The sequence below is a fragment of the Campylobacter sp. CNRCH_2016_0050h genome (genome assembly GCF_025772605.1).
Classification (GTDB): domain Bacteria; phylum Campylobacterota; class Campylobacteria; order Campylobacterales; family Campylobacteraceae; genus Campylobacter_D; species Campylobacter_D lari_D.
This window is the reverse complement of the sequence record NZ_JAKMSK010000015.1, coordinates 1-19072: the sequence shown is the minus strand read 5'-3', so window position 1 is coordinate 19072 and position 19072 is coordinate 1. Positions and strand designations below refer to the sequence as shown.

The window sequence follows — 19072 nt, the reverse complement described above, 5'->3', positions numbered from 1 at the left end:
GATTTTTATTGATATATATTTTCTAATTCCGGAAAATATAATTTTAAATCTTGTTCTATTTTGTATTTTTCTTCTAGTAAAATTTTTTGATTTTTTTCTTTAAAATTTGCATTTGAGTAAAATATATGATATGAAATACTAATTGCAGCTATAATTTTTTCATCGTATTCAATTCCTATAGCCATACACTCAATTTCTGGGTTCATTTCCCCACTTTCTAATGCTATTTTATTTTCTTTGATAGAAGATAATTCTTCGTAAAGCTCTTTTAGATTATTTAATGTATTTGGTGTTATTTTCTCAAAAGGATTTGGATAAATTTTTTCAAGCTCTTTATAGGTTTTCTTTTCTAGTAATGCTTTTCCTAAAGATGTAGCGTAAGCTGGATATGAAGCACCGACAAAAGACTTGATTTGTATTTGATTATCCGAATCAAGTTTTTCTAAATAAAATACATTTCCTTCTTTTAATATTCCCATTTGGCATGTTTGTCCTGTTAAGTTTCTGATGTTTTTCATATGTTTTTTAATTAATTCTAATGCGCTATTTTTTATTGAAATACAACGGCTAATTTCTAAAATTTTATAATCTAATGTGTAAAATTTATTTTTATCACATTTAATGTAATTTTTAGCTTGTAAAGTTTGAAGTATAGGAGAAAGTGTCCCTGGAGGGATATTTAAATCTTTTGCAATAGAGCTTAGTGTATTTTTTTGATTATTATTGCCCAATAATTCTAAAATTTTTAAAACTCTTAATGTTGGTTGATGTGTCATTTTACTCCTTTTTCAATAGATAAATTCTATCATATTTTTTACTTTTAGTAACATTTTTAATAATATAAAAAATATTTTCTATTAGTAGTTTTTGCTTTAGATGATTGATTATAACTACTTTTATAAGACTTTTGTATTGTTTTTTTATCATTTTGATGTTTTTAAAAATTTCTATTTTTAGCTATATTTTTTGTATATAAAAATATTTTTGTATATACAAAAAATGAAAGGAAAAATATGGGAATATTAAAGGGAACTTTACCAGCCTTATTAACTCCATATGATATGAGTGGAAATATTAATGAAAACGAATTTATTAAATACTGCGAATTTGGTATCTCAAAAGGTTTAAATGGATTATTTTGTAATGGTAGTGCAGGAGATTCTCAAGCTTTAGGTATAGAAGAGCAAATCAAAATAATGAAACTTACAAAAGAAGCTGCAAAAAATAATATCCCTGTTATTACAGGTATTGCATCAACAGTTTATCAAAATACTTTTACTTTGGCGCAAAAAGCATATGAATTAGGGCTTGATGCTTTATTACTTGCTATGCCTTATTATTATAAATTAAGTGAAGATGCACTTTTTGAATATATTAAAGATTTATCTTCTAAAGTGAAGCTTCCTTTGTATATTTATAACATCCCTCTTTTTGCACCAGCACTAAGTTTGAAATTTATAGAAAGAGTTTCAAAGCTTGATAATGTTGTGGGTATAAAAGATAGCAGTGGAGATGCTTTACTTTTAAATCATATATTAGATGTAGTGCCTGGTGATTTTGATGTTTTTGTAGGAAGAGAAGAATTTTATGCAGGAGCACTACTGATAGGGGCAAAGGGTTCTATGACTAGTATAGGTGGTGTTTTTCCAGAACTTATGAGTGAAATTTATAAATCAATCAATGAAAAAAATATAGATAGAGCTTTGCTGATTCAAAAAAGTTTACTAAAAGCTATAAGATTTGGTATGAGCATGGCTTTTCCTATGGGATTTGCTTTGCTTTTAAAAGCTAGAGGATTTGAATTTGCAAATACAAGTATCCATCCTTTATCGCATGCTACAAAAGAAGAATTAAATACTTGTTTTAATGAAGCTAAAGAACTTGTTAAAACTATAGAAAAAGAAACGGGTATAAAATTATGAAAGCCTATATTATAGTCAATGAAAAAGATAATGTCGCTACTGCTTTGCGTGATTTTAAAAAAGGTGAAATCGTGGAAAATATAGAACTTTTAGATGATATTGCAAGTGGACATAAATTTGCACTAAAAGATATAAAAAAAGATGAAGTTGTCATCAAATATGCAGAAGCTATAGCTAGTGCAAGTTGTGATATTAATAAAGGTGAATGGGTGCATATTCACAATAGTGCAGGTATTAGAGGTCGTGGGGATAAGGAATAAATATGAAAAAGATAATGGGTTATAGAAGAGAAGATGGAAAATTTGGCTTGAGAAATAAAGTCATTATTATACCAAGCGTGCATTGCGCTAATAAGGTGTGCGAAAATATAGCCAGAAAATGCAATGGGGCAGTATATATTAATCATCAACATGGCTGTTCTCAACTCGAATTTGATGCTTTACAAACTAGAGATGTTTTAATAGGCCATGGGAGTAATGCTAATGTTTTTGGTATTTTAATTGTAGGACTTGGTTGTGAGGTAATACAAGCGAAAATAGTAGCTGAAAAAATAAAAGAAGCGACACCTTATAAGATGGTTGAATATTTAGTAATACAAGAGTGCGGTGGTAGTAAAAATACCATAGAAAAGGGTATTAAAATAGTAAATCAAATGCTTGAAAATGCTGCAAAATTGGAAAAAACAGATGGGGATTTTAGTGATTTGATTTTAGGCACAGAATGTGGTGGTAGCGATAGTTATAGCGGTCTTAGTGCCAATCCTGCTTTAGGAAGTTTAAGTGATTTTGTAATTGATGAAGGTGGCGCAGTAATTTTAGCAGAAACTACAGAGCTTATAGGGTGTGAAGCTATACTTGCTAAGAGAGCAAAAAATGATGAAGTAGCTAAAAAGGTATATGATAAGATTTTAGGCTATGAGAATTTAGTTAAATCTTTTCATGCTGATATACGCGGAGCAAATCCTAGTCCGGGAAATATTGCAGGTGGGCTTAGCACTATAGAAGAAAAGTCTTTAGGTTGTGTTTATAAAGCAGGTACTAGAACTTTAATGGATGTGATTGATTATGCTAAACCTGTAATTTCCAAAGGACTTACTTTTATGAATACGCCAGGTAATGATATAGAACAACTTAGCGCTATGGTGGCAGGTGGAGCAAATATTTGTGTTTTTACTACAGGTCGCGGTACTCCTACAGGTTCAGCTATTGTGCCTACTATTAAAATGAGTTCTAATACTTTTTGTTATGAAAATATGAATGATGCTATTGATATTAATGCAGGAAGTATTATAGATGGGATTAAGACAAAAGAAGAAGTGCGTGATGAGCTTATAGATTTGATCATAAGAATTTCAAATGGAGAATTGGTAAAGGCAGAGTTAAATGAACAAAATGATTTTTCAGTTTGGAGACTTGCTACAACTTGCTAAATTAATAAAAAAGGATATATTATGGATTTAAAAATTAAAAACAAAATTTGTATCATCACAGGTGGTGCTAAAGGGATTGGTTATGGTATTGCTAAATTATGGGCTTTAGAAGGTGGGATTCCAATTATTTTTTCAAGAAGTGAAATTTCTAAAGAAAAAGATGATGAGCTAAAAGACATTTGTGGAAATTATGGATTTTATCAAATAGATTTAAAAAATACAGAACAAATTTCAACACTTGTTAAAAGTGTTGTTAATATATATGGTGGAATTTATGCTTTGGTTAATAATGCTGGAGCAAATGATAATTTACATATAGAAGATGCTACAACTGAAGAATTAATTAAATCTTATGAAAATAATCTTTTTCATTATTATACTATGACTAAAGAATGCTTACCATATATTAAAAAGCAACAAGGAAGTATATTAAATATCACAAGTAAAACCGGCTTAACAGGACAAGGTAGAACTTCAGCTTATGCTTCAGCAAAAGCTGCTCAAATAGGTTTTACAAGAGAATGGGCTTGCGCTTTTGCAAAAGATAATATTAGAGTTAATGCTATAGCACCGGCTGAAGTTATGACTCCTCTTTATGAAAAATGGTTGTCAAATTTTCCAAATCCAAAAGCTCAATATGAAAAAATAGCAAAATGCATACCATTAGGTCATCGTTTTACAACTATAGAAGAAATAGCAAACACAGCAGTTTTTACACTAAGCCCTCTTGCTTCACACACAACAGGACAAATTTTAACTCCTGATGGTGGATATATCCATTTAGATAGAGCTCTAAATTGGGATGAAATTTAATAATAAGGATGATGTATGTTAAATAACTCTAAAAATATAAAAATAGCAATTATTTTAGTAACTTCTCTTTTCTTTTTATGGGGAGTTAGTTATGGGCTGATTGATGTGATGAATAAGAATTTTCAAAATCATTTACATATCACTCAACATGAAAGTGGATTTTTGCAACTCGCTTATTTTGGTGCTTATTTTATCATAGCATTACCTGCTGGATATATAGCAAATAAATACTCTTATAAAATTGGTATTATTTTTGGGTTAATCTTGTATGCAATAGGTTGTTTATTGATTATTCCAGCTACAAATTTAGCTAATTTTTACTTATTTTTATTTGCTTTTTTTATTTTAGCTTGCGGTATTGGTTCTTTGGAAACTAGTGCTAATCCTTATATGGTAAAACTTGGTGATGAGAAAAATGCTAGTTTTAGAATCAATGCTGCGCAAAGTTTTAATGGTTTGGGTCAATTTTTAGGACCTATCATAGGTGGAGCTTTGTTTTTATCTATTACAAAACAAGAAGAAGGTGCAAGTAAAGAACAAATAGAAGCTGTGTTACTTGCTAATATGGGTAATGTCCAGCTAGTGTATGTTGGTATTGCAGCAATTGTTATTTTGATCTTGATTGCTTTTGCATTGAATAAAATTCCAGAAGGATCGGCAGTAAGTAGTGATTATGAACAAAAAGATACCTCAAAACCTATTGGAGTTTTTAAGCATAAACATTTTAATTTTGGATTGCTAGCACAATTTTTGTATATAGCAAATCAAGTTAGTGCAGGAGCTTTTTTTATAAATTATCTTAGTGAGCATAATGAAAATCTAAAAGATGAACAAGGGGCTTATTATTTTTCGATAGCTTTAATTGCTTTTATGTTAGGTCGTATTCTTTCTACGCCTTTGATGAAGAAAATTAAAGGTGAGACTATTTTAGGATGGTATTCTTTTATTAATGTGATTTTATGTGTATGCTTGTATTTTGCTAGTGGATTTATTAGTATAGTTATTTTAATTGCATTATTTTTCTTTATGTCCATTTCTTTTCCTACTATTTTTGCAGTTGCAACAAAAAATCTTCCTTTTAATCAAGTGAAATTAGGTGGTTCTTTACTTGTTATGAGTGTAGTTGGTGGTGCTATTATGCCTATTATCATGGGTTTAATTAATGATTATTTTGGAACAAGCATGGGATATTTGGCTATGGCCCCATTATTTTTATATGTATCATGGTATGGTTTTTTTGGTTCTAAAATAAAGGCTTAAAAATGCAAAAAATTTTTGATTCTCATTTGCATCTTTGGGATTTAAGTAAAATGCCTATTTCGTGGATAAAAGGCAATAATAGATTGGAACAAAATTATGATTTTTTAAGGGCAAAAAATGAGTATAAAGAATTTGATTTTTTAGGTGCGATGTATGTTGAAACAAATAGTGATGATTTGGAAAAAGAAGCTTTATTTGCATTAAAGCAAAAACAAGAACATGGTATTTTTATTTGTTTAGCTGATTTAAAGTACAAAGAACACTTATGTGCTTTTAGAGAGGTAATGCATACTAGTAAAAAGGGTGCTAAGAGACTATTTGAAGCAGATTTTAAAGAAAAATTAGAACTTCTAAATGTTTTTAATATACCTTTTGAAGCTTGCATGAAAAATGAAGAACTTTGGATATTGGAAAAGTTTTTATTTGATAATCCTAATTTAAAAGTAGTTTTAAATCATATGGGCAGTCCTAAAATTAACTATTTTGATGAATATAAAAAAATATTACATAAATTAAAAGATTTCCCAAATTTATGGATAAAAATTTCCGTACCAGATGATTTTACGATAAAAATTCATAGAGATTTTATATCTCAATGTTTTTCATTTTTAAAGAATGTTTTTAGTGAAGATAAATTTATATTTGGTAGTAATTATCCTGTGGCAAAAATAGCTCCAGCTAAATGGGCTAAATTTATCATAGAAGGAAATATTTTTAAAGATTTGGACAAGATATTTTATAAAAATGCTTTATCAATTTATAAGGAGGATAGGTGCAAAGATATGGTCAAATTATAAAAATTAAAAAGGAAAAAATACAAGAGTATAAAGATCTTCATGCAAAGCCTTATAAAGGTGTTTGTGAGATGATTAAAGAATGTAATATACAAAATTATTCTATTTATTTATTTGGAGAATATTTGTTTGCATATTTTGAATATACAGGTGTTGATTTTGATGCAGATATGGCTAAGATGGCAAAAGATAAAAATACACAACAATGGTGGAAAGTTACAGATCCCTGCCAAATATCTTTAGCTCATGCAGAACAAAAGTGGCTAAATATGGAAGAAGTATTTCATTTAGATTAAAAAAGGAGAAAAAATGACAACTTATTTAAATTATATTGATGGCGAATTTATCCCACACAATGGCGAATTTATAGAAGTTTTAAATCCCGCTACCAAAGAAGTAATATCAAGAGTAGCAAGTGCTTCTTTAGAAGATACACAAAGAGCAATTGAAGCAGCTAAAAAGGCACAAAAAAATTGGGAAGCTAAACCAGCGATTGAAAGAGCAAATCATTTAAGAGAAATAGCTAGTTTAATACGCAAAAATGCTAATTTTTTAACAGAAATTTTAATGCAAGAGCAAGGAAAAACTAGAGCTTTAGCTAGTGTAGAGATTAATTTTACGGCAGATTATATGGATTATACCGCTGAATGGGCTAGAAGGTATGAAGGCGAAATTATACAAAGTGATAGAGCTAATGAGCATATATATTTATATAAAAGTGCCATTGGTGTAATTGGTGGAATTTTACCTTGGAATTTTCCATTTTTTCTAATCGCAAGAAAGATGGCGCCTGCTTTACTAACAGGCAACACCATTGTTATAAAACCAAGCAGTGAAACTCCAAATAATGCTTTTGAATTTGCAAAGCTTGTCTCGCAAAGTTCTTTACCAAAAGGTGTATTTAATTTAGTTGCAGGGAAGGGTAGTGTGGTAGGACATGAATTATCAAGTAATGAAAACATAGGTATGGTAAGTCTTACAGGGAGTGTTGAAGCAGGAACTAGAGTGATGGAAGCTGCAGCTAAAAATATCATTAAGGTTTCTCTAGAACTTGGCGGAAAGGCACCGGCTATAGTGTGTAAAGATGCAGATATTGATTTAGCGGTAGAAGCGATTAAGGCAAGTAGAATTTGCAATAACGGACAAGTTTGCAATTGTGCCGAAAGAGCTTATGTGCATACAAGTGTTTATGATGAATTTGTAGATAAATTTGTAAAAGCCATGAGTAAAGTAAGTGTTGGAAACACTTTGAAAGGCGATTTTGATATGGGTCCGCTTGTGAATCAAGCAGGTGTTGATAATGCTTTAGCAATGCTTGAGAGAGCTACAAATAAAGGAGCAGTTGTAGAATGCGGTGGAAAAATCACCGATACAAGCGGATATTATTTTCCTGCAAGCGTTCTTACAAATGTTAAACATGAAGATGAGATCATGCAAAAAGAAATTTTTGCTCCGATTTTACCAATTGCTAAATTTGATACACTTGATGAGGCAATTGACATGGCAAATGATTGTGAATATGGACTGACAAGTTCTATTTATACACAAAATTTAGATATAGCAATGAGAGCTAGTAGAGAAATAAAATTTGGTGAAACTTATATTAACCGTGAAAATTTTGAAGCAATGCAAGGATTTCATGCAGGTTTTAGAAAAAGCGGCATAGGTGGAGCTGATGGAAAACATGGTCTTGAAGAGTATTTAGCTACCCATGTGGTTTATTTGCAATACAATACCGATAAACAATGATTTCAATCCTATCTATTTTTTAGATAGGATTTGCTATAATCTTTAAATTTAAAGGATAATAATTTGAAGATTATAGATTTAAAAACTTACTCAAGAAAAGAGCATTTTGAATTTTATACTAAATTTCCCTGCTCTTTTGAATTAAATGTTAAATTAGATATTAGTAAATTTTATTCTTTTGTTAAAAATCAAAAATATTCTTTTTATGGTAGTTTTATCTATTTTTTAAGTAAAAATGTTAATTTAATACCTGAATTTAAATTATACTTAGAGAATGATAAATTAATTTGTTTTGATATTATCCATCCAAGTTATACCGCTTTTTGTGAAAAATCAAAGACTTTTTGTATTTTATGGACTGAATTTAATGAAGATTTTCAAAACTTTTTACATAATTTCGAGCATGATAAACAACTCATTAAAGAAAACACTATGTTTGTAAAAGAGAATATTAAAAATTCTTTTAATATTTCAGCAATCCCTTGGATAAATTTTGAGAATTTCTCTTTACATTTACCTAAAAAAGAAAATTATTTTTTTCCTATTCTTACAAGTGGGAAAATTATCAAGGAAAAAAAATCAATGTTTTATTCCACTAAGTATTAATGTAAATCACGCAAACACCGATGCTTATCATGTGAGTTTGTTTTTAGAAAATTTGCAAAAAGATTTAAATTGTTTTTAGTTTATATTTTTGTAAGTAAAATTTAGATATTATCCAAAGTTTATTACATTTTTTTTAAAGAAAGGAATTATTGTGCCTACCATAAATCAATTGGTTAGAAAAGAGCGCAAAAAAGTTTTAGAGAAATCTAAATCTCCAGCGCTTAAAAATTGTCCACAAAGAAGGGGAGTTTGCACTAGGGTTTATACAACAACCCCTAAAAAACCAAACTCAGCGTTAAGAAAAGTTGCCAAAGTAAGACTTACAAGTGGCTTTGAAGTTATTAGTTATATCGGTGGTGAAGGTCATAACCTACAAGAACACAGCATTGTTTTAGTGCGTGGTGGTAGGGTAAAAGACTTACCAGGTGTTAAGTATCACATTGTTCGCGGTGCCTTAGATACTGCAGGTGTTGCAAAAAGAACCGTTTCTCGTTCTAAATATGGTGCGAAACGCCCTAAAGCAGCAGCTAAGTAATAAAATTGCAGACAAATCCGTTAGATTTGATTTTGTTTGAGTAAAATTATAAATTTGAAGGAAAATTATGAGAAGAAGAAAAGCTCCGGTAAGAGAAGTCTTGCCAGATCCGATTTATGGAAACAAAGTAATCACAAAATTCATTAATTCTTTAATGTATGATGGTAAAAAAAGCACAGCTACGACTATTATGTATGGTGCTTTAGAAGCTATCGATAAAAAAGGTGGAGAAAAAAAAGGTATAGAAATTTTTAATGATGCTATTGAAAATATTAAGCCTTTATTAGAAGTTAAATCTCGTCGTGTTGGTGGTGCTACTTATCAAGTGCCAGTAGAAGTACGCCCAGCTAGACAACAAGCTTTAGCTATAAGATGGATTATTTCTTTTGCTAGAAAAAGAAGCGAAAGAACTATGATAGAAAAATTAGCAGCAGAATTATTAGATGCAGCTAATAGCAAAGGTGCTTCATTCAAGAAGAAAGAAGATACTTATAAAATGGCAGAAGCTAATAAAGCATTTGCTCATTATCGCTGGTAAGAGGAGTAAAATATGTCAAGAAGTACTCCTTTAAAAAGAGTTAGAAATATAGGTATCGCAGCTCATATTGATGCAGGTAAAACAACTACTAGTGAGAGAATTCTTTTCTTTACAGGTATGAGTCATAAAATTGGTGAGGTGCATGATGGTGCAGCTACAATGGACTGGATGGAGCAAGAAAAAGAAAGAGGTATCACAATTACTTCTGCTGCTACAACTTGTTTTTGGAAAAACCATCAAATTAACCTTATAGACACTCCAGGCCACGTTGACTTTACAATCGAAGTTGAAAGATCAATGCGTGTTTTAGATGGTGCAGTTGCGGTGTTTTGTTCAGTAGGTGGAGTTCAACCACAATCAGAAACCGTATGGAGACAAGCTAATAAATACGGTGTTCCAAGAATTGTTTTTGTAAATAAAATGGACAGAATTGGTGCAAATTTCTTTAATGTTGAAGAACAAATCAAAAATCGTTTGAAAGGTAACCCAGTTCCACTTCAAATTCCAATCGGTGCTGAAGATAATTTCAAAGGTGTAATTGATCTTATTACCATGAAAGCTTTGGTATGGGAAGATGAAAATAAACCAACTGATTATGTAGAAAAAGAAATTCCAGCTGAACTTAAAGAAAAGGCTGAAGAATATCGCACAAAAATGATAGAAGCAGTTTCTGAAACAAGCGATGAATTAATGGAAAAATACCTAGGTGGTGAAGAGCTTACTCAAGAAGAAATCAAAGCAGGTATTAAAGCAGGATGTTTAAGTCTTTCTATGGTTCCTATGCTTTGTGGTACAGCTTTTAAAAATAAAGGTGTTCAGCCATTACTTGATGCTGTTGTTGCTTATTTACCAGCTCCTGATGAAGTTGCTAATATTAAAGGTGAATATGAAGACGGTACAGAAGTTTCTGTAAAATCAACTGATGATGGTGAGTTTGCAGGCCTAGCATTTAAAATTATGACTGACCCTTTTGTTGGGCAATTAACTTTCGTTCGTGTGTATAGAGGAAGTTTAGAAAGCGGTTCTTATGCATACAACTCAACAAAAGATAAAAAAGAAAGAATCGGTCGTCTTTTGAAAATGCACTCTAATAAAAGAGAAGAAATTAAAACTTTATATGCAGGAGAAATTGGAGCGGTTGTTGGTCTTAAAGACACACTAACCGGTGATACTTTGGCAAGTGAAAAAGATAAAGTTATTCTAGAGAGAATGGATTTTCCAGATCCTGTTATTTCAGTTGCTGTTGAGCCTAAAACAAAAGCAGATCAAGAAAAAATGTCTATTGCTTTAAATAAATTAGCTCAAGAAGATCCAAGCTTTAGAGTTTCAACAGATGAGGAAAGTGGTCAAACTATCATTTCAGGTATGGGCGAGCTTCACTTGGAAATTATCGTTGATAGAATGCTTCGTGAATTTAAAGTTGAAGCCGAAGTAGGTCAACCTCAAGTTGCTTACCGTGAAACTATTAGAAAAACAGTTGAGCAAGAATACAAATACGCTAAACAATCAGGTGGTCGTGGACAATATGGTCATGTATTCTTAAGACTTGAGCCACTTGAACCAGGTAGTGGATATGAATTTGTAAATGATATCAAAGGTGGGGTAATTCCAAAAGAATATATTCCAGCGGTTGACAAAGGTGTTCAAGAGGCATTACAAAATGGTGTTTTAGCGGGATATCCTGTTGAAGATGTTAAAGTAACTGTTTATGATGGAAGTTACCACGAAGTGGATTCTTCTGAAATGGCATTTAAACTTGCAGCTTCTATGGGCTTTAAAGAAGGTGCTAGAAAAGCAGGTGCTGTAATCTTAGAACCTATGATGAAAGTTGAAGTTGAAACTCCAGAAGAATATATGGGTGATGTTATTGGTGATTTAAATAAACGCCGTGGTCAAGTAAATTCAATGGATGAAAGAGGTGGTAATAAAATTATTACAGCATTTTGTCCTTTGGCCGAGATGTTTGGTTACTCAACCGATCTTAGAAGTCAAACTCAAGGCCGTGCTACTTATTCTATGGAATTTGATCACTATGATGAAGTTCCAAAAAATGTTTCTGAAGAAATTATCAAAAAAAGAAATGGTTAATCTATCAAGATGGGCAAAAAGCTCATCTTGAATTATTTATGTCCTTTTGAATTAATTAAATTAATTGCTCCTTCATTAATTTCATATGCCTTCCCAAAACCTTTAACATATCTTCCATTTTTCAGTATAAGTTGAAATAAATGAAAATCTTGCATATTTTTAATGACTTGGATTATTTCTTTATTGTCTTCATTTTCATAAGTATTTAATACTTGCTCAAATAGCTGATTATCTCTTGTTATTTCTACGCTCTCAACTCTAAATTTAAGTCTTTTCCTTGCAAAGATTGATATACAATCTTTTTCATCTTCTATAAACATAATTTCTATGTTTTTATTATTGTATTTTACTCCTTCAAAATGTTCGGCAATTTCACTAATATAAATATAAAAGTCATTTTTGTTTTTTATAATAGGAGTATATGAACATATGGTTTGATTGTTTAAATTTAAAGACGATATCATAATGCTTTTGTATTCTTGTATAAATTGATTAATTTCATCATGTAGTTGCATAAAAATTTTCCTTGTAAGTTAAAATGAATAAGATTTGAGGGTTATAGAAAAGTAAAAAGAAGAGTTCGCTACTCTTCTTCATCAGTATTTTTGCGTACAACTTTAATGCGTTCTATGCTATTTCCATCCATCTTTTTGACTTCGTAGTAGCAAAATTCATCTTCTATTCTATCTCCAACCACCGGTAAGCGTCCTAAAAGATTGAAAACATATCCACCTATAGTGACTTGTTCTAATTCTTCATTAAAGCGTATATCAAGCATTTCTTCTACTTCGCTAATTTCATATCTTCCTTGAAATTCATAGATATTTTCTGCAAGCTTTTTAAAATGTGGACTAGAATCATCATGCTCATCGTTAATATCACCAACAATTTCTTCCATAATATCTTCCATAGTTAAAAGACCAGCAGTTCCGCCATATTCATCTACTACTAATGCTGTATGTACTTGTTCTTTATTCATCATGAAAAGAACTTTAGATATGCTGATATTTTCTGGAACTAGGATCATTTTGATTAGAAAATCATCTAAATTTTTCTTATCTTTGCTAAGTTCATTTTGCATAATGTCTCTAATATGCACCATACCTAAAATGATATCTTTAGAACCATCTATGTATGGAAAGCGTGTATGTTTATACTGACAAACTATTTGCATATTTTCTTCATAGCTTTTTTGTTTATTAAGACAAATCATATCTTTTCTAGGTGTCATGATTTCTTTTGCTACTGTATCTGAAAAATCGACAGCATTGCGTATGATTTCAGTTTCAAATTCATCCAAAACTCCACCTTTTTGGCTTTCACTCGCAATAAATTTAATCTCTTCTTCAGAGTGACTTAATTCGTGTTCTTTGGCAGGTTTTATACCTATAATTTTTAAAGAAACTGCAGCTAAAAAGTCAAATGTTTTAATGAAAGGTAAGAAAAGTAACCAAAACAAATGCAATGGTCTTGCAACCCATAAAACAGCTCTATCTGCAATGGCTATAGCAATGCTTTTTGGGACCAACTCGCCTAGCACAACATGCAATAATGTGATAATAGCAAAAGCAATAATAAATGCTATGGTATGGATTAATGCTGGAGATAAACCTAAATTTGCTAGAGGAACTTCAAGAATTTTAGCAATAGCAGGTTCGCCTATCCAACCAAGAGCAAGAGAGCTTAGCGTAATACCAAGTTGGCAAGCACTTAAATAAGTATCTAGTTTTGAAGTGACTTCCAAAGCTTTTTTTGCATTGCGTTTTTTCTCTTTTACCATTTCTTCAAGTTTTGATCTACGCACTTTAACAATAGCAAATTCAGATAAAACAAAAAATCCATTTAAAAGCACTAAAGCTAATGCAACAAGAATCATAAAAGTAGAATAGCCTATATCAATAGAGGCAACAGTAGGTAGTGTTTGATTTAAGTCTAAAGATTGACTGGGGTCCAAAAAAACTCCTTTAATAAAATTTCGCAAAATTATATCAAATCAAAACTATAAAATTAGCTTAAAAATAATGATATATTTTAAATTAATTTAATGTTTTCTATATTCTATATTTTTTTCAAATTCATCTAAACGCTTGTAAATACTACGAAGCTGTGTGATAGTTGTCCAGTTGGTGATAAAAATGCTAAATGAAGATCTAACCTGGTCAAAAGCATTACCAACTTGTATGATAATTCCAAGTTGTATAAGTCCTAAAAATAAACTTGGAGCCATGATTAAAAAGGGTACTATAACCATGATTTGCTCAAATAAATAAAGCCATATATTAAAATATCCATAATGTAAAAATAATCTTTTATAATTGATTTTAAGCCCGGTAAATAAACTTAAAATACTTTCATCGCTTGCATAATTTTTTCTATCATCTTCAGCAAAAACAAGTTCTTTTCTAAAAGCAGCTTCGGCTTTTTGATTGTTATATTCTAATCCAGGTAGTTTTATACCTACAAACCATGATATAACTAAACCTCCTAAAGAAACCAAAAATGCAATCCATACTAAAGAGCCATTAATATCTTTTAAGATAGGTAAATTAACATGTGCGCTTAACATCCATAAAATTGGTACAAAAGCAACTAAAGTCATAATTGCTTTGACAAAAGCTAACCCTAAACTTTCTATGATTTTTGAAAAATTATAGATATCTTCTTGAATTCTTTGTGAACTACCTTCTATGTTATCATCTTTTTTTTGCCAAAATTTAATATAATCAAAAGTCATAGCCTCGCGCCATTTAAAAGCATATATGCTTCCAAAATATTGCGTGATAGTAGCGATTAATACATAAGGCAGTGCTAAATATAAAAATTGTTTAATAAAATGATAAAAATCATTTATGCTATGATTTTTTGCATCTTGTAAAACATCGTAAAATTCTTTATACCATTCATTTATTGCTACATTAATAGAGGTTTGTGCTAATAAAGAAGACAATAAAAAAAACAGACCCAAGTAAGCCCATAAAGCCCATTTTTTAGAATAAAAAAAAGATTTAAACATTTTAAATTTCTTTCAGCATTTTTTCATAATGTTTTATTGTATGTTTTTTTGCTTTAAATATTATACTAAAAATCATAATAAAACAACTTGCGACTAAAAATCCAGGAATGATTTCATAAATTTCTATAAAATTTGAACCAAAATGCTTATAAAATACAACAGTTAAAGCCCCGCTAACCATTCCAGCTATTGCACCTTCTTTGCTCATATTTTTATAAAATAAAGAAAATAAAATAACGCTTCCAAAACTAGCTCCAAAACCCGCCCAAGCATAAGAGACTATGCTTAAAATTTGACTTTGAGTATCAAGTGAAAGTGTAAAAGCTACACACGCTACAATCAAAACACCTAAGCGTGATAACAAAGTAATATTTTTATCATTTGTTTTTCTTTTTAAGATTTGTGTATAAAAATCTTGTACCAAGCTAGAAGCGCATACTAGCAATTGAGAACTTGCAGTACTCATAATGGCTGCTAAAATTGCACTGAGTAAAATTCCCGCCACCCAAGGGTTAAAAAGCACTTGAGACATTACAATAAATATTCTTTCAGGATCATTTAAAGTAAGATCAAATTTAGCTATATAAGCAATACCTAAAAATCCTATCATAGCAGCACCAAATAGAGAAATTACCATCCAAGTTATGCCTATAAAAGTCGCAGTAGGAATTTCTTTTACATTTTTTATAGAAATAAAGCGAATTAAAATATGAGGTTGGCCAAAATATCCAAGCCCCCAGGCCAAGGTTGATGCTACCACTAGCCAACCACCACCATCTAAACCAAAAGCTTGAGGTTTTACATCATTTATAGTAGAAAAAGCTTCGCCAAAGCCGCCAAGTTCAAAAATCATCACAAAAGGAATGATGATTAATGAACTCATCATTAAAAGTCCTTGTATCATATCAGTCCAGCATACGGCTTTATAGCCACCTAAAAAAGTATATAAAACAATAACTAAAAATCCAATACTTAATGCAAAAATATAAGGCAAATTAAATACACTTTCAAAAAGTTTAGCACCACTTACTAATCCAGCACTAATGTAAATAGTAAAAAATACTAAAATAACTACCGCACAAATACTTCTTAAAATATGTCTATCATCATGAAAGCGACTTTCAAAAAAATCAGGAATTGTAATACATTCTTTGGCTATTTGAGAAAAAATCTTTAATCTTTTAGCAACAAAGGTCCAGTTTAAGAACATACCAAAGCTTAAACCTATGGCTATATAAATTTGTCCCAATCCAGCTGCGTATAAAGCACCGGGAAAAGCCATTAAAAGCCAACTACTCATATCAGAAGCACCTGCACTTAAGGCAGATATTATAGGTCCCATTGATGCATTTCCAACAAAATAATCTTTACTATTTTGATTTTTTTTGTAAAAATAAAAACCTATAAAAAGCATTAAAAATGCATAGGTAATAAAAGTAATAATAATAGGATAAGAAAATTCCACACTTTGTAAATTCATAAGTGTCCTTAAAAAATTTAAAAAATCATCATTTTACTTGTTTTATTTTAAAAAAACATTATAAAAATTATTTTTTATTTCAATGCTTTATAAAGTTTTTTTGTTACAATTTTCAAAAAAATTAAGGATAGTTAATGAAAAATCTTTTAATTATAGGTGCAGGTGGTGTAAGTCGCGTTGCAACTGTAAAATGTGCAATGAATAGTGATGTTTTTAGTAAAATAACTCTAGCAAGTAGAACTAAAAGTAAATGTGATGAAATAGCAGCTTTTATAAAAGAGCGTTTAGGTATAGAAATTCAAACTGAGCAAATAGATGCAGATGACACATCTGCTGTTGTAGAACTTATCAAAAAAACAGGAGCTGAAATTTTATTAAATGTGGCTTTGCCTTATCAAGATCTTGCTTTAATGGATGCGTGTATTCAAACTAATATTCACTATGTAGATACTGCAAATTATGAACATCCTGATTTAGCTAAATTTGAATATAAAGAACAATGGTTAAGAAATGATAAGTTTAAACAAGCAGGAATTTTAGGACTTTTAGGAAGCGGTTTTGATCCAGGTGTTACTAATGTATTTTGTGCTTATGCGCAACAAAATTTATTTGATGAAATTCATTATATTGATATACTAGATTGTAATGCTGGAGATCATGGCTATGCCTTTGCAACTAATTTTAACCCTGAGATTAACTTAAGAGAGGTTTCTGCTAAAGGTCGTTACTGGGAAAATGGCAAATGGATAGAAACTGATCCTATGGAAATAAAAATGGAGTGGGATTATCCTGAAGTAGGGGTAAAAGATAGTTATTTACTTTATCACGAAGAGCTTGAAAGTTTAGTAAAAAATATCAAAGGTTTAAAAAGAATAAGATTTTTTATGACTTTTGGACAAAGTTATTTAACTCATATGAAATGTCTTGAAAATGTTGGTATGCTAGGTATTAAACCTGTTATGCATCAAGGTAGAGAGATAATACCAATAGAATTTTTAAAAACTTTACTTCCTGATCCTGCTAGTTTGGGCCCTCGTACTAAAGGTTACACTAATATAGGTTGTGTGATTCGTGGTGTAAAAGATGGAAAAGATAGACAAGTTTATATTTACAATGTTTGTAATCACGAAGAATGCTTTAAAGAAACCGGAGCGCAAGCTGTGAGTTATACTACTGGAGTTCCTGCAATGATAGGAACAAAGCTAATCGCTAAAGGAATTTGGCAAGGAAAAGGTGTGTTTAACATGGAAGAATTTGACGCTAAACCTTTTATGGATGAGTTAAATACTCAAGGACTTCCTTGGAAAATTATAGAAATGGAGCCAAATTTAGGAAAATAATCTCAAGTCTTTTTTGACTTGAGAAAGTTTTAATAATGATGCAATTATTATTAAGTATAGATTGGACACCTTTTTTAGTTTCCATAAAACTTTCTATTATTACTTGTATAATTTTGTTTTGTTTTTGCGTACCTCTTGCTTGGGTTTTTACTTTTAAGCAATTTAGATCAAAAAAAATTCTAGAAACTATAATAACCTTACCTTTAGTTTTACCACCATCTGTTGTTGGTTTTTACTTATTGATTTTATTTTCAAAATACTCTTTTTTTGGAGAATTTTTAGAAAAACACTTTAATATCACCTTAGCTTTTACCTTTGAAGGTTTGGTGATAGCAAGTTGTATTTATTCTTTACCTTTTATGTTTAATCCTTTATATAATGCAATGTCTATGATTTCTAAAAATATTATAGAAGCTAGTTTTTCTTTAGGAAAAAATTCTTTCATTACACTTTTAAAAGTAATCTTACCTAGTATCAAACCAGCTATACTCAGTGCTTTGGTAATAAGTTTTGCACATACTATGGGTGAGTTTGGTATAGTATTAATGATAGGTGGTTCTTTAAGTGGGGAAACAAAAGTAGCTAGTATTGCTATATATGAAAGTATGGAAAATTTAGATTTTGCCACAGCTCATATTTATAGTCTCATACTTTTAATTTTTAGTTTTGTTGTTTTGTTAAGTGTAAATTTGTTAAAAAATAAATAACAAAGACTTATTTTATTGTATAATCAATTTATATCTTAAATTTAAAGGAGAAATGATGGATAATTCATTATCAGGATATACTAAAAAATATGACAATGAAGGGTATGGCTTACAATATCCAGATGGACATGTTATAAGATTTTATGAGAGAATCTTAAAATACAAATTAAATAAAACAAGTGGAAATTTACTTGATTTTGGTTGTGGAAATGGAGTTCATTCTAAGTATTTTCAAGATGTAACAGGGGGGGGGTATTAATGCTTATGGTATAGATATTGTTCCTAGCTTAAAAAATACTTGGAAAAAAGATCCTAGGATAAATGAAAATAATTTTCATGTTATTACACCAAATTCTAGTTTTAAAAATTTATTTGATGTAAAAATGGATTTTATTTTTGCAAATCAAAGTTTATATTATCTACCAAACAAAGACTTTCAAAAAACTATTGAAGAATTTTATGATTTATGTAATGATGGAGCAATAATTTTCGCGACAATGATTAGCTCTAAAGCTTATCAAGAATTTGTTGCAGGAGATGTTAAAGATAATGGTTTAGTGGAAGTAAAATCTAGTCCAAGATTAAATGGCGAATCTACTTATATAAATTTTACAAATACGATTGAAGAATTAAAAGAAAAATTTAAACCTTTTAAACCATTATTTTGGGGAGATTATGAATTAATAAATTTATATAATTTTGAAGGAAGTATACAGCATTTTATTTATATAGGGGAAAAATAATTTTATATGATAAAGACTTTATCAAGTCTTTATCATCACTTTCCATCCCTTCTTT

22 protein-coding genes are annotated in these 19072 nt (G+C 30.1%); 17 read left to right on the top strand and 5 right to left on the bottom strand.

Annotated elements, in window-relative coordinates:
- Positions 1-5 precede the first annotated feature (5 nt).
- Complete coding sequence (locus L8X28_RS07385; RefSeq protein WP_220566615.1) at positions 6-776, bottom strand: IclR family transcriptional regulator; 771 nt, start codon at positions 774-776, stop codon at positions 6-8.
- Positions 777-1013: 237 nt separating this feature from the next.
- Here L8X28_RS07385 and L8X28_RS07380 point away from each other — a divergent pair, with 237 nt between their 5' ends.
- The 13 genes from L8X28_RS07380 (at position 1014) to fusA (ending at position 11734) form a co-directional block, all read left to right on the top strand.
- Positions 1014-1922, top strand: a complete 909-nt coding sequence (locus L8X28_RS07380; RefSeq protein ID WP_263665950.1) for a dihydrodipicolinate synthase family protein — start codon at positions 1014-1016, stop codon at positions 1920-1922.
- On the top strand, positions 1919-2182 hold the full coding sequence (locus tag L8X28_RS07375; RefSeq protein ID WP_133319930.1) for a UxaA family hydrolase: 264 nt from the start codon (positions 1919-1921) through the stop codon (positions 2180-2182). Before L8X28_RS07380 ends, L8X28_RS07375 begins: the two co-directional genes overlap by 4 nt.
- Before the next feature lie 2 nt (positions 2183-2184).
- Entirely contained in the window at positions 2185-3351 is a 1167-nt protein-coding gene (locus tag L8X28_RS07370) for a UxaA family hydrolase (protein WP_263665947.1), read from the top strand.
- Positions 3352-3372: 21 nt separating this feature from the next.
- Positions 3373-4164 (top strand): SDR family oxidoreductase, encoded by a 792-nt coding sequence (locus L8X28_RS07365; RefSeq protein WP_133319928.1) that lies wholly within the window; start codon positions 3373-3375, stop codon positions 4162-4164.
- A gap of 15 nt (positions 4165-4179) precedes the next feature.
- Positions 4180-5424, top strand: coding sequence for an L-fucose:H+ symporter permease (gene fucP / locus L8X28_RS07360; protein WP_263665945.1), 1245 nt, complete (start codon positions 4180-4182; stop codon positions 5422-5424).
- A gap of 2 nt (positions 5425-5426) precedes the next feature.
- Positions 5427-6221, top strand: coding sequence for an amidohydrolase family protein (locus tag L8X28_RS07355; protein ID WP_263660792.1), 795 nt, complete (start codon positions 5427-5429; stop codon positions 6219-6221).
- Complete coding sequence (locus L8X28_RS07350; protein ID WP_263665944.1) at positions 6197-6514, top strand: L-rhamnose mutarotase; 318 nt, start codon at positions 6197-6199, stop codon at positions 6512-6514. The genes L8X28_RS07355 and L8X28_RS07350 overlap by 25 nt, the downstream gene beginning before the upstream one ends.
- Positions 6515-6527: 13 nt before the next feature.
- Entirely contained in the window at positions 6528-7967 is a 1440-nt protein-coding gene (gene aldA / locus L8X28_RS07345) for an aldehyde dehydrogenase (RefSeq protein WP_263665943.1), read from the top strand.
- 63 nt (positions 7968-8030) lie between these two features.
- The gene (locus tag L8X28_RS07340; RefSeq protein ID WP_263665942.1) at positions 8031-8573 is read left to right on the top strand and encodes a CatA-like O-acetyltransferase; all 543 of its coding nucleotides are present in this window, start codon (positions 8031-8033) and stop codon (positions 8571-8573) included.
- A complete protein-coding gene (locus tag L8X28_RS08460) occupies positions 8521-8652 on the top strand; it encodes a CatA-like O-acetyltransferase (protein WP_412175531.1) in 132 nt (43 codons plus the stop codon). Before L8X28_RS07340 ends, L8X28_RS08460 begins: the two co-directional genes overlap by 53 nt.
- A 72-nt stretch (positions 8653-8724) precedes the next feature.
- Positions 8725-9108, top strand: a complete 384-nt coding sequence (gene rpsL, locus L8X28_RS07335) for a 30S ribosomal protein S12 (RefSeq protein ID WP_012661187.1) — start codon at positions 8725-8727, stop codon at positions 9106-9108.
- A 67-nt stretch (positions 9109-9175) separates the two neighbouring features.
- Positions 9176-9646 carry a 30S ribosomal protein S7 gene (gene rpsG, locus L8X28_RS07330; protein ID WP_012661188.1) on the top strand — a complete coding sequence of 157 codons (471 nt, stop codon included), beginning with the start codon at positions 9176-9178 and terminating at the stop codon, positions 9644-9646.
- 12 nt (positions 9647-9658) lie between these two features.
- Entirely contained in the window at positions 9659-11734 is a 2076-nt protein-coding gene (gene fusA / locus L8X28_RS07325) for an elongation factor G (RefSeq protein ID WP_039617755.1), read from the top strand.
- Between the two features lie 32 nt (positions 11735-11766).
- Here fusA and L8X28_RS07320 read toward each other — a convergent pair whose 3' ends face one another.
- The 4 genes from L8X28_RS07320 to putP form a co-directional block, all read right to left on the bottom strand.
- Positions 11767-12249, bottom strand: coding sequence for a pyridoxamine 5'-phosphate oxidase family protein (locus tag L8X28_RS07320; RefSeq protein ID WP_263661679.1), 483 nt, complete (start codon positions 12247-12249; stop codon positions 11767-11769).
- 68 nt (positions 12250-12317) lie between these two features.
- Positions 12318-13688, bottom strand: coding sequence for a hemolysin family protein (locus L8X28_RS07315; protein ID WP_263659887.1), 1371 nt, complete (start codon positions 13686-13688; stop codon positions 12318-12320).
- Positions 13689-13775: 87 nt separating this feature from the next.
- The gene (locus L8X28_RS07310) at positions 13776-14747 is read right to left on the bottom strand and encodes a putative transporter (protein ID WP_133319920.1); all 972 of its coding nucleotides are present in this window, start codon (positions 14745-14747) and stop codon (positions 13776-13778) included.
- Between the two features lies 1 nt (position 14748).
- Entirely contained in the window at positions 14749-16227 is a 1479-nt protein-coding gene (putP, locus tag L8X28_RS07305) for a sodium/proline symporter PutP (RefSeq protein WP_220566623.1), read from the bottom strand.
- Between the two features lie 134 nt (positions 16228-16361).
- Between putP and L8X28_RS07300 the strand changes: the two genes are divergently transcribed.
- From L8X28_RS07300 to L8X28_RS07285, 4 genes are all read left to right on the top strand, one after another.
- On the top strand, positions 16362-17567 hold the full coding sequence (locus tag L8X28_RS07300; RefSeq protein ID WP_263665941.1) for a saccharopine dehydrogenase family protein: 1206 nt from the start codon (positions 16362-16364) through the stop codon (positions 17565-17567).
- A gap of 35 nt (positions 17568-17602) precedes the next feature.
- Positions 17603-18274 carry a molybdate ABC transporter permease subunit gene (gene modB, locus L8X28_RS07295; RefSeq protein ID WP_263665940.1) on the top strand — a complete coding sequence of 224 codons (672 nt, stop codon included), beginning with the start codon at positions 17603-17605 and terminating at the stop codon, positions 18272-18274.
- Between the two features lie 55 nt (positions 18275-18329).
- The gene (locus tag L8X28_RS07290) at positions 18330-18533 is read left to right on the top strand and encodes a class I SAM-dependent methyltransferase (protein WP_240387661.1); all 204 of its coding nucleotides are present in this window, start codon (positions 18330-18332) and stop codon (positions 18531-18533) included.
- Between the two features lie 124 nt (positions 18534-18657).
- On the top strand, positions 18658-19017 hold the full coding sequence (locus tag L8X28_RS07285; RefSeq protein ID WP_133319916.1) for a hypothetical protein: 360 nt from the start codon (positions 18658-18660) through the stop codon (positions 19015-19017).
- The last annotated feature ends 55 nt before the right edge of the window (positions 19018-19072 follow it).

Coding starts and splice junctions, on each gene's coding strand:
- L8X28_RS07385 (WP_220566615.1), bottom strand. CDS start 776: ATGACACATCAACCAACATTAAGAGTTTTAAAAATTTTAGAATTATTG.
- L8X28_RS07380 (WP_263665950.1), top strand. CDS start 1,014: ATGGGAATATTAAAGGGAACTTTACCAGCCTTATTAACTCCATATGAT.
- L8X28_RS07375 (WP_133319930.1), top strand. CDS start 1,919: ATGAAAGCCTATATTATAGTCAATGAAAAAGATAATGTCGCTACTGCT.
- L8X28_RS07370 (WP_263665947.1), top strand. CDS start 2,185: ATGAAAAAGATAATGGGTTATAGAAGAGAAGATGGAAAATTTGGCTTG.
- L8X28_RS07365 (WP_133319928.1), top strand. CDS start 3,373: ATGGATTTAAAAATTAAAAACAAAATTTGTATCATCACAGGTGGTGCT.
- fucP (WP_263665945.1), top strand. CDS start 4,180: ATGTTAAATAACTCTAAAAATATAAAAATAGCAATTATTTTAGTAACT.
- L8X28_RS07355 (WP_263660792.1), top strand. CDS start 5,427: ATGCAAAAAATTTTTGATTCTCATTTGCATCTTTGGGATTTAAGTAAA.
- aldA (WP_263665943.1), top strand. CDS start 6,528: ATGACAACTTATTTAAATTATATTGATGGCGAATTTATCCCACACAAT.
- rpsG (WP_012661188.1), top strand. CDS start 9,176: ATGAGAAGAAGAAAAGCTCCGGTAAGAGAAGTCTTGCCAGATCCGATT.
- fusA (WP_039617755.1), top strand. CDS start 9,659: ATGTCAAGAAGTACTCCTTTAAAAAGAGTTAGAAATATAGGTATCGCA.
- L8X28_RS07320 (WP_263661679.1), bottom strand. CDS start 12,249: ATGCAACTACATGATGAAATTAATCAATTTATACAAGAATACAAAAGC.
- L8X28_RS07310 (WP_133319920.1), bottom strand. CDS start 14,747: ATGTTTAAATCTTTTTTTTATTCTAAAAAATGGGCTTTATGGGCTTAC.
- putP (WP_220566623.1), bottom strand. CDS start 16,227: ATGAATTTACAAAGTGTGGAATTTTCTTATCCTATTATTATTACTTTT.
- L8X28_RS07300 (WP_263665941.1), top strand. CDS start 16,362: ATGAAAAATCTTTTAATTATAGGTGCAGGTGGTGTAAGTCGCGTTGCA.
- modB (WP_263665940.1), top strand. CDS start 17,603: ATGATGCAATTATTATTAAGTATAGATTGGACACCTTTTTTAGTTTCC.
- L8X28_RS07290 (WP_240387661.1), top strand. CDS start 18,330: ATGGATAATTCATTATCAGGATATACTAAAAAATATGACAATGAAGGG.
- L8X28_RS07285 (WP_133319916.1), top strand. CDS start 18,658: ATGGATTTTATTTTTGCAAATCAAAGTTTATATTATCTACCAAACAAA.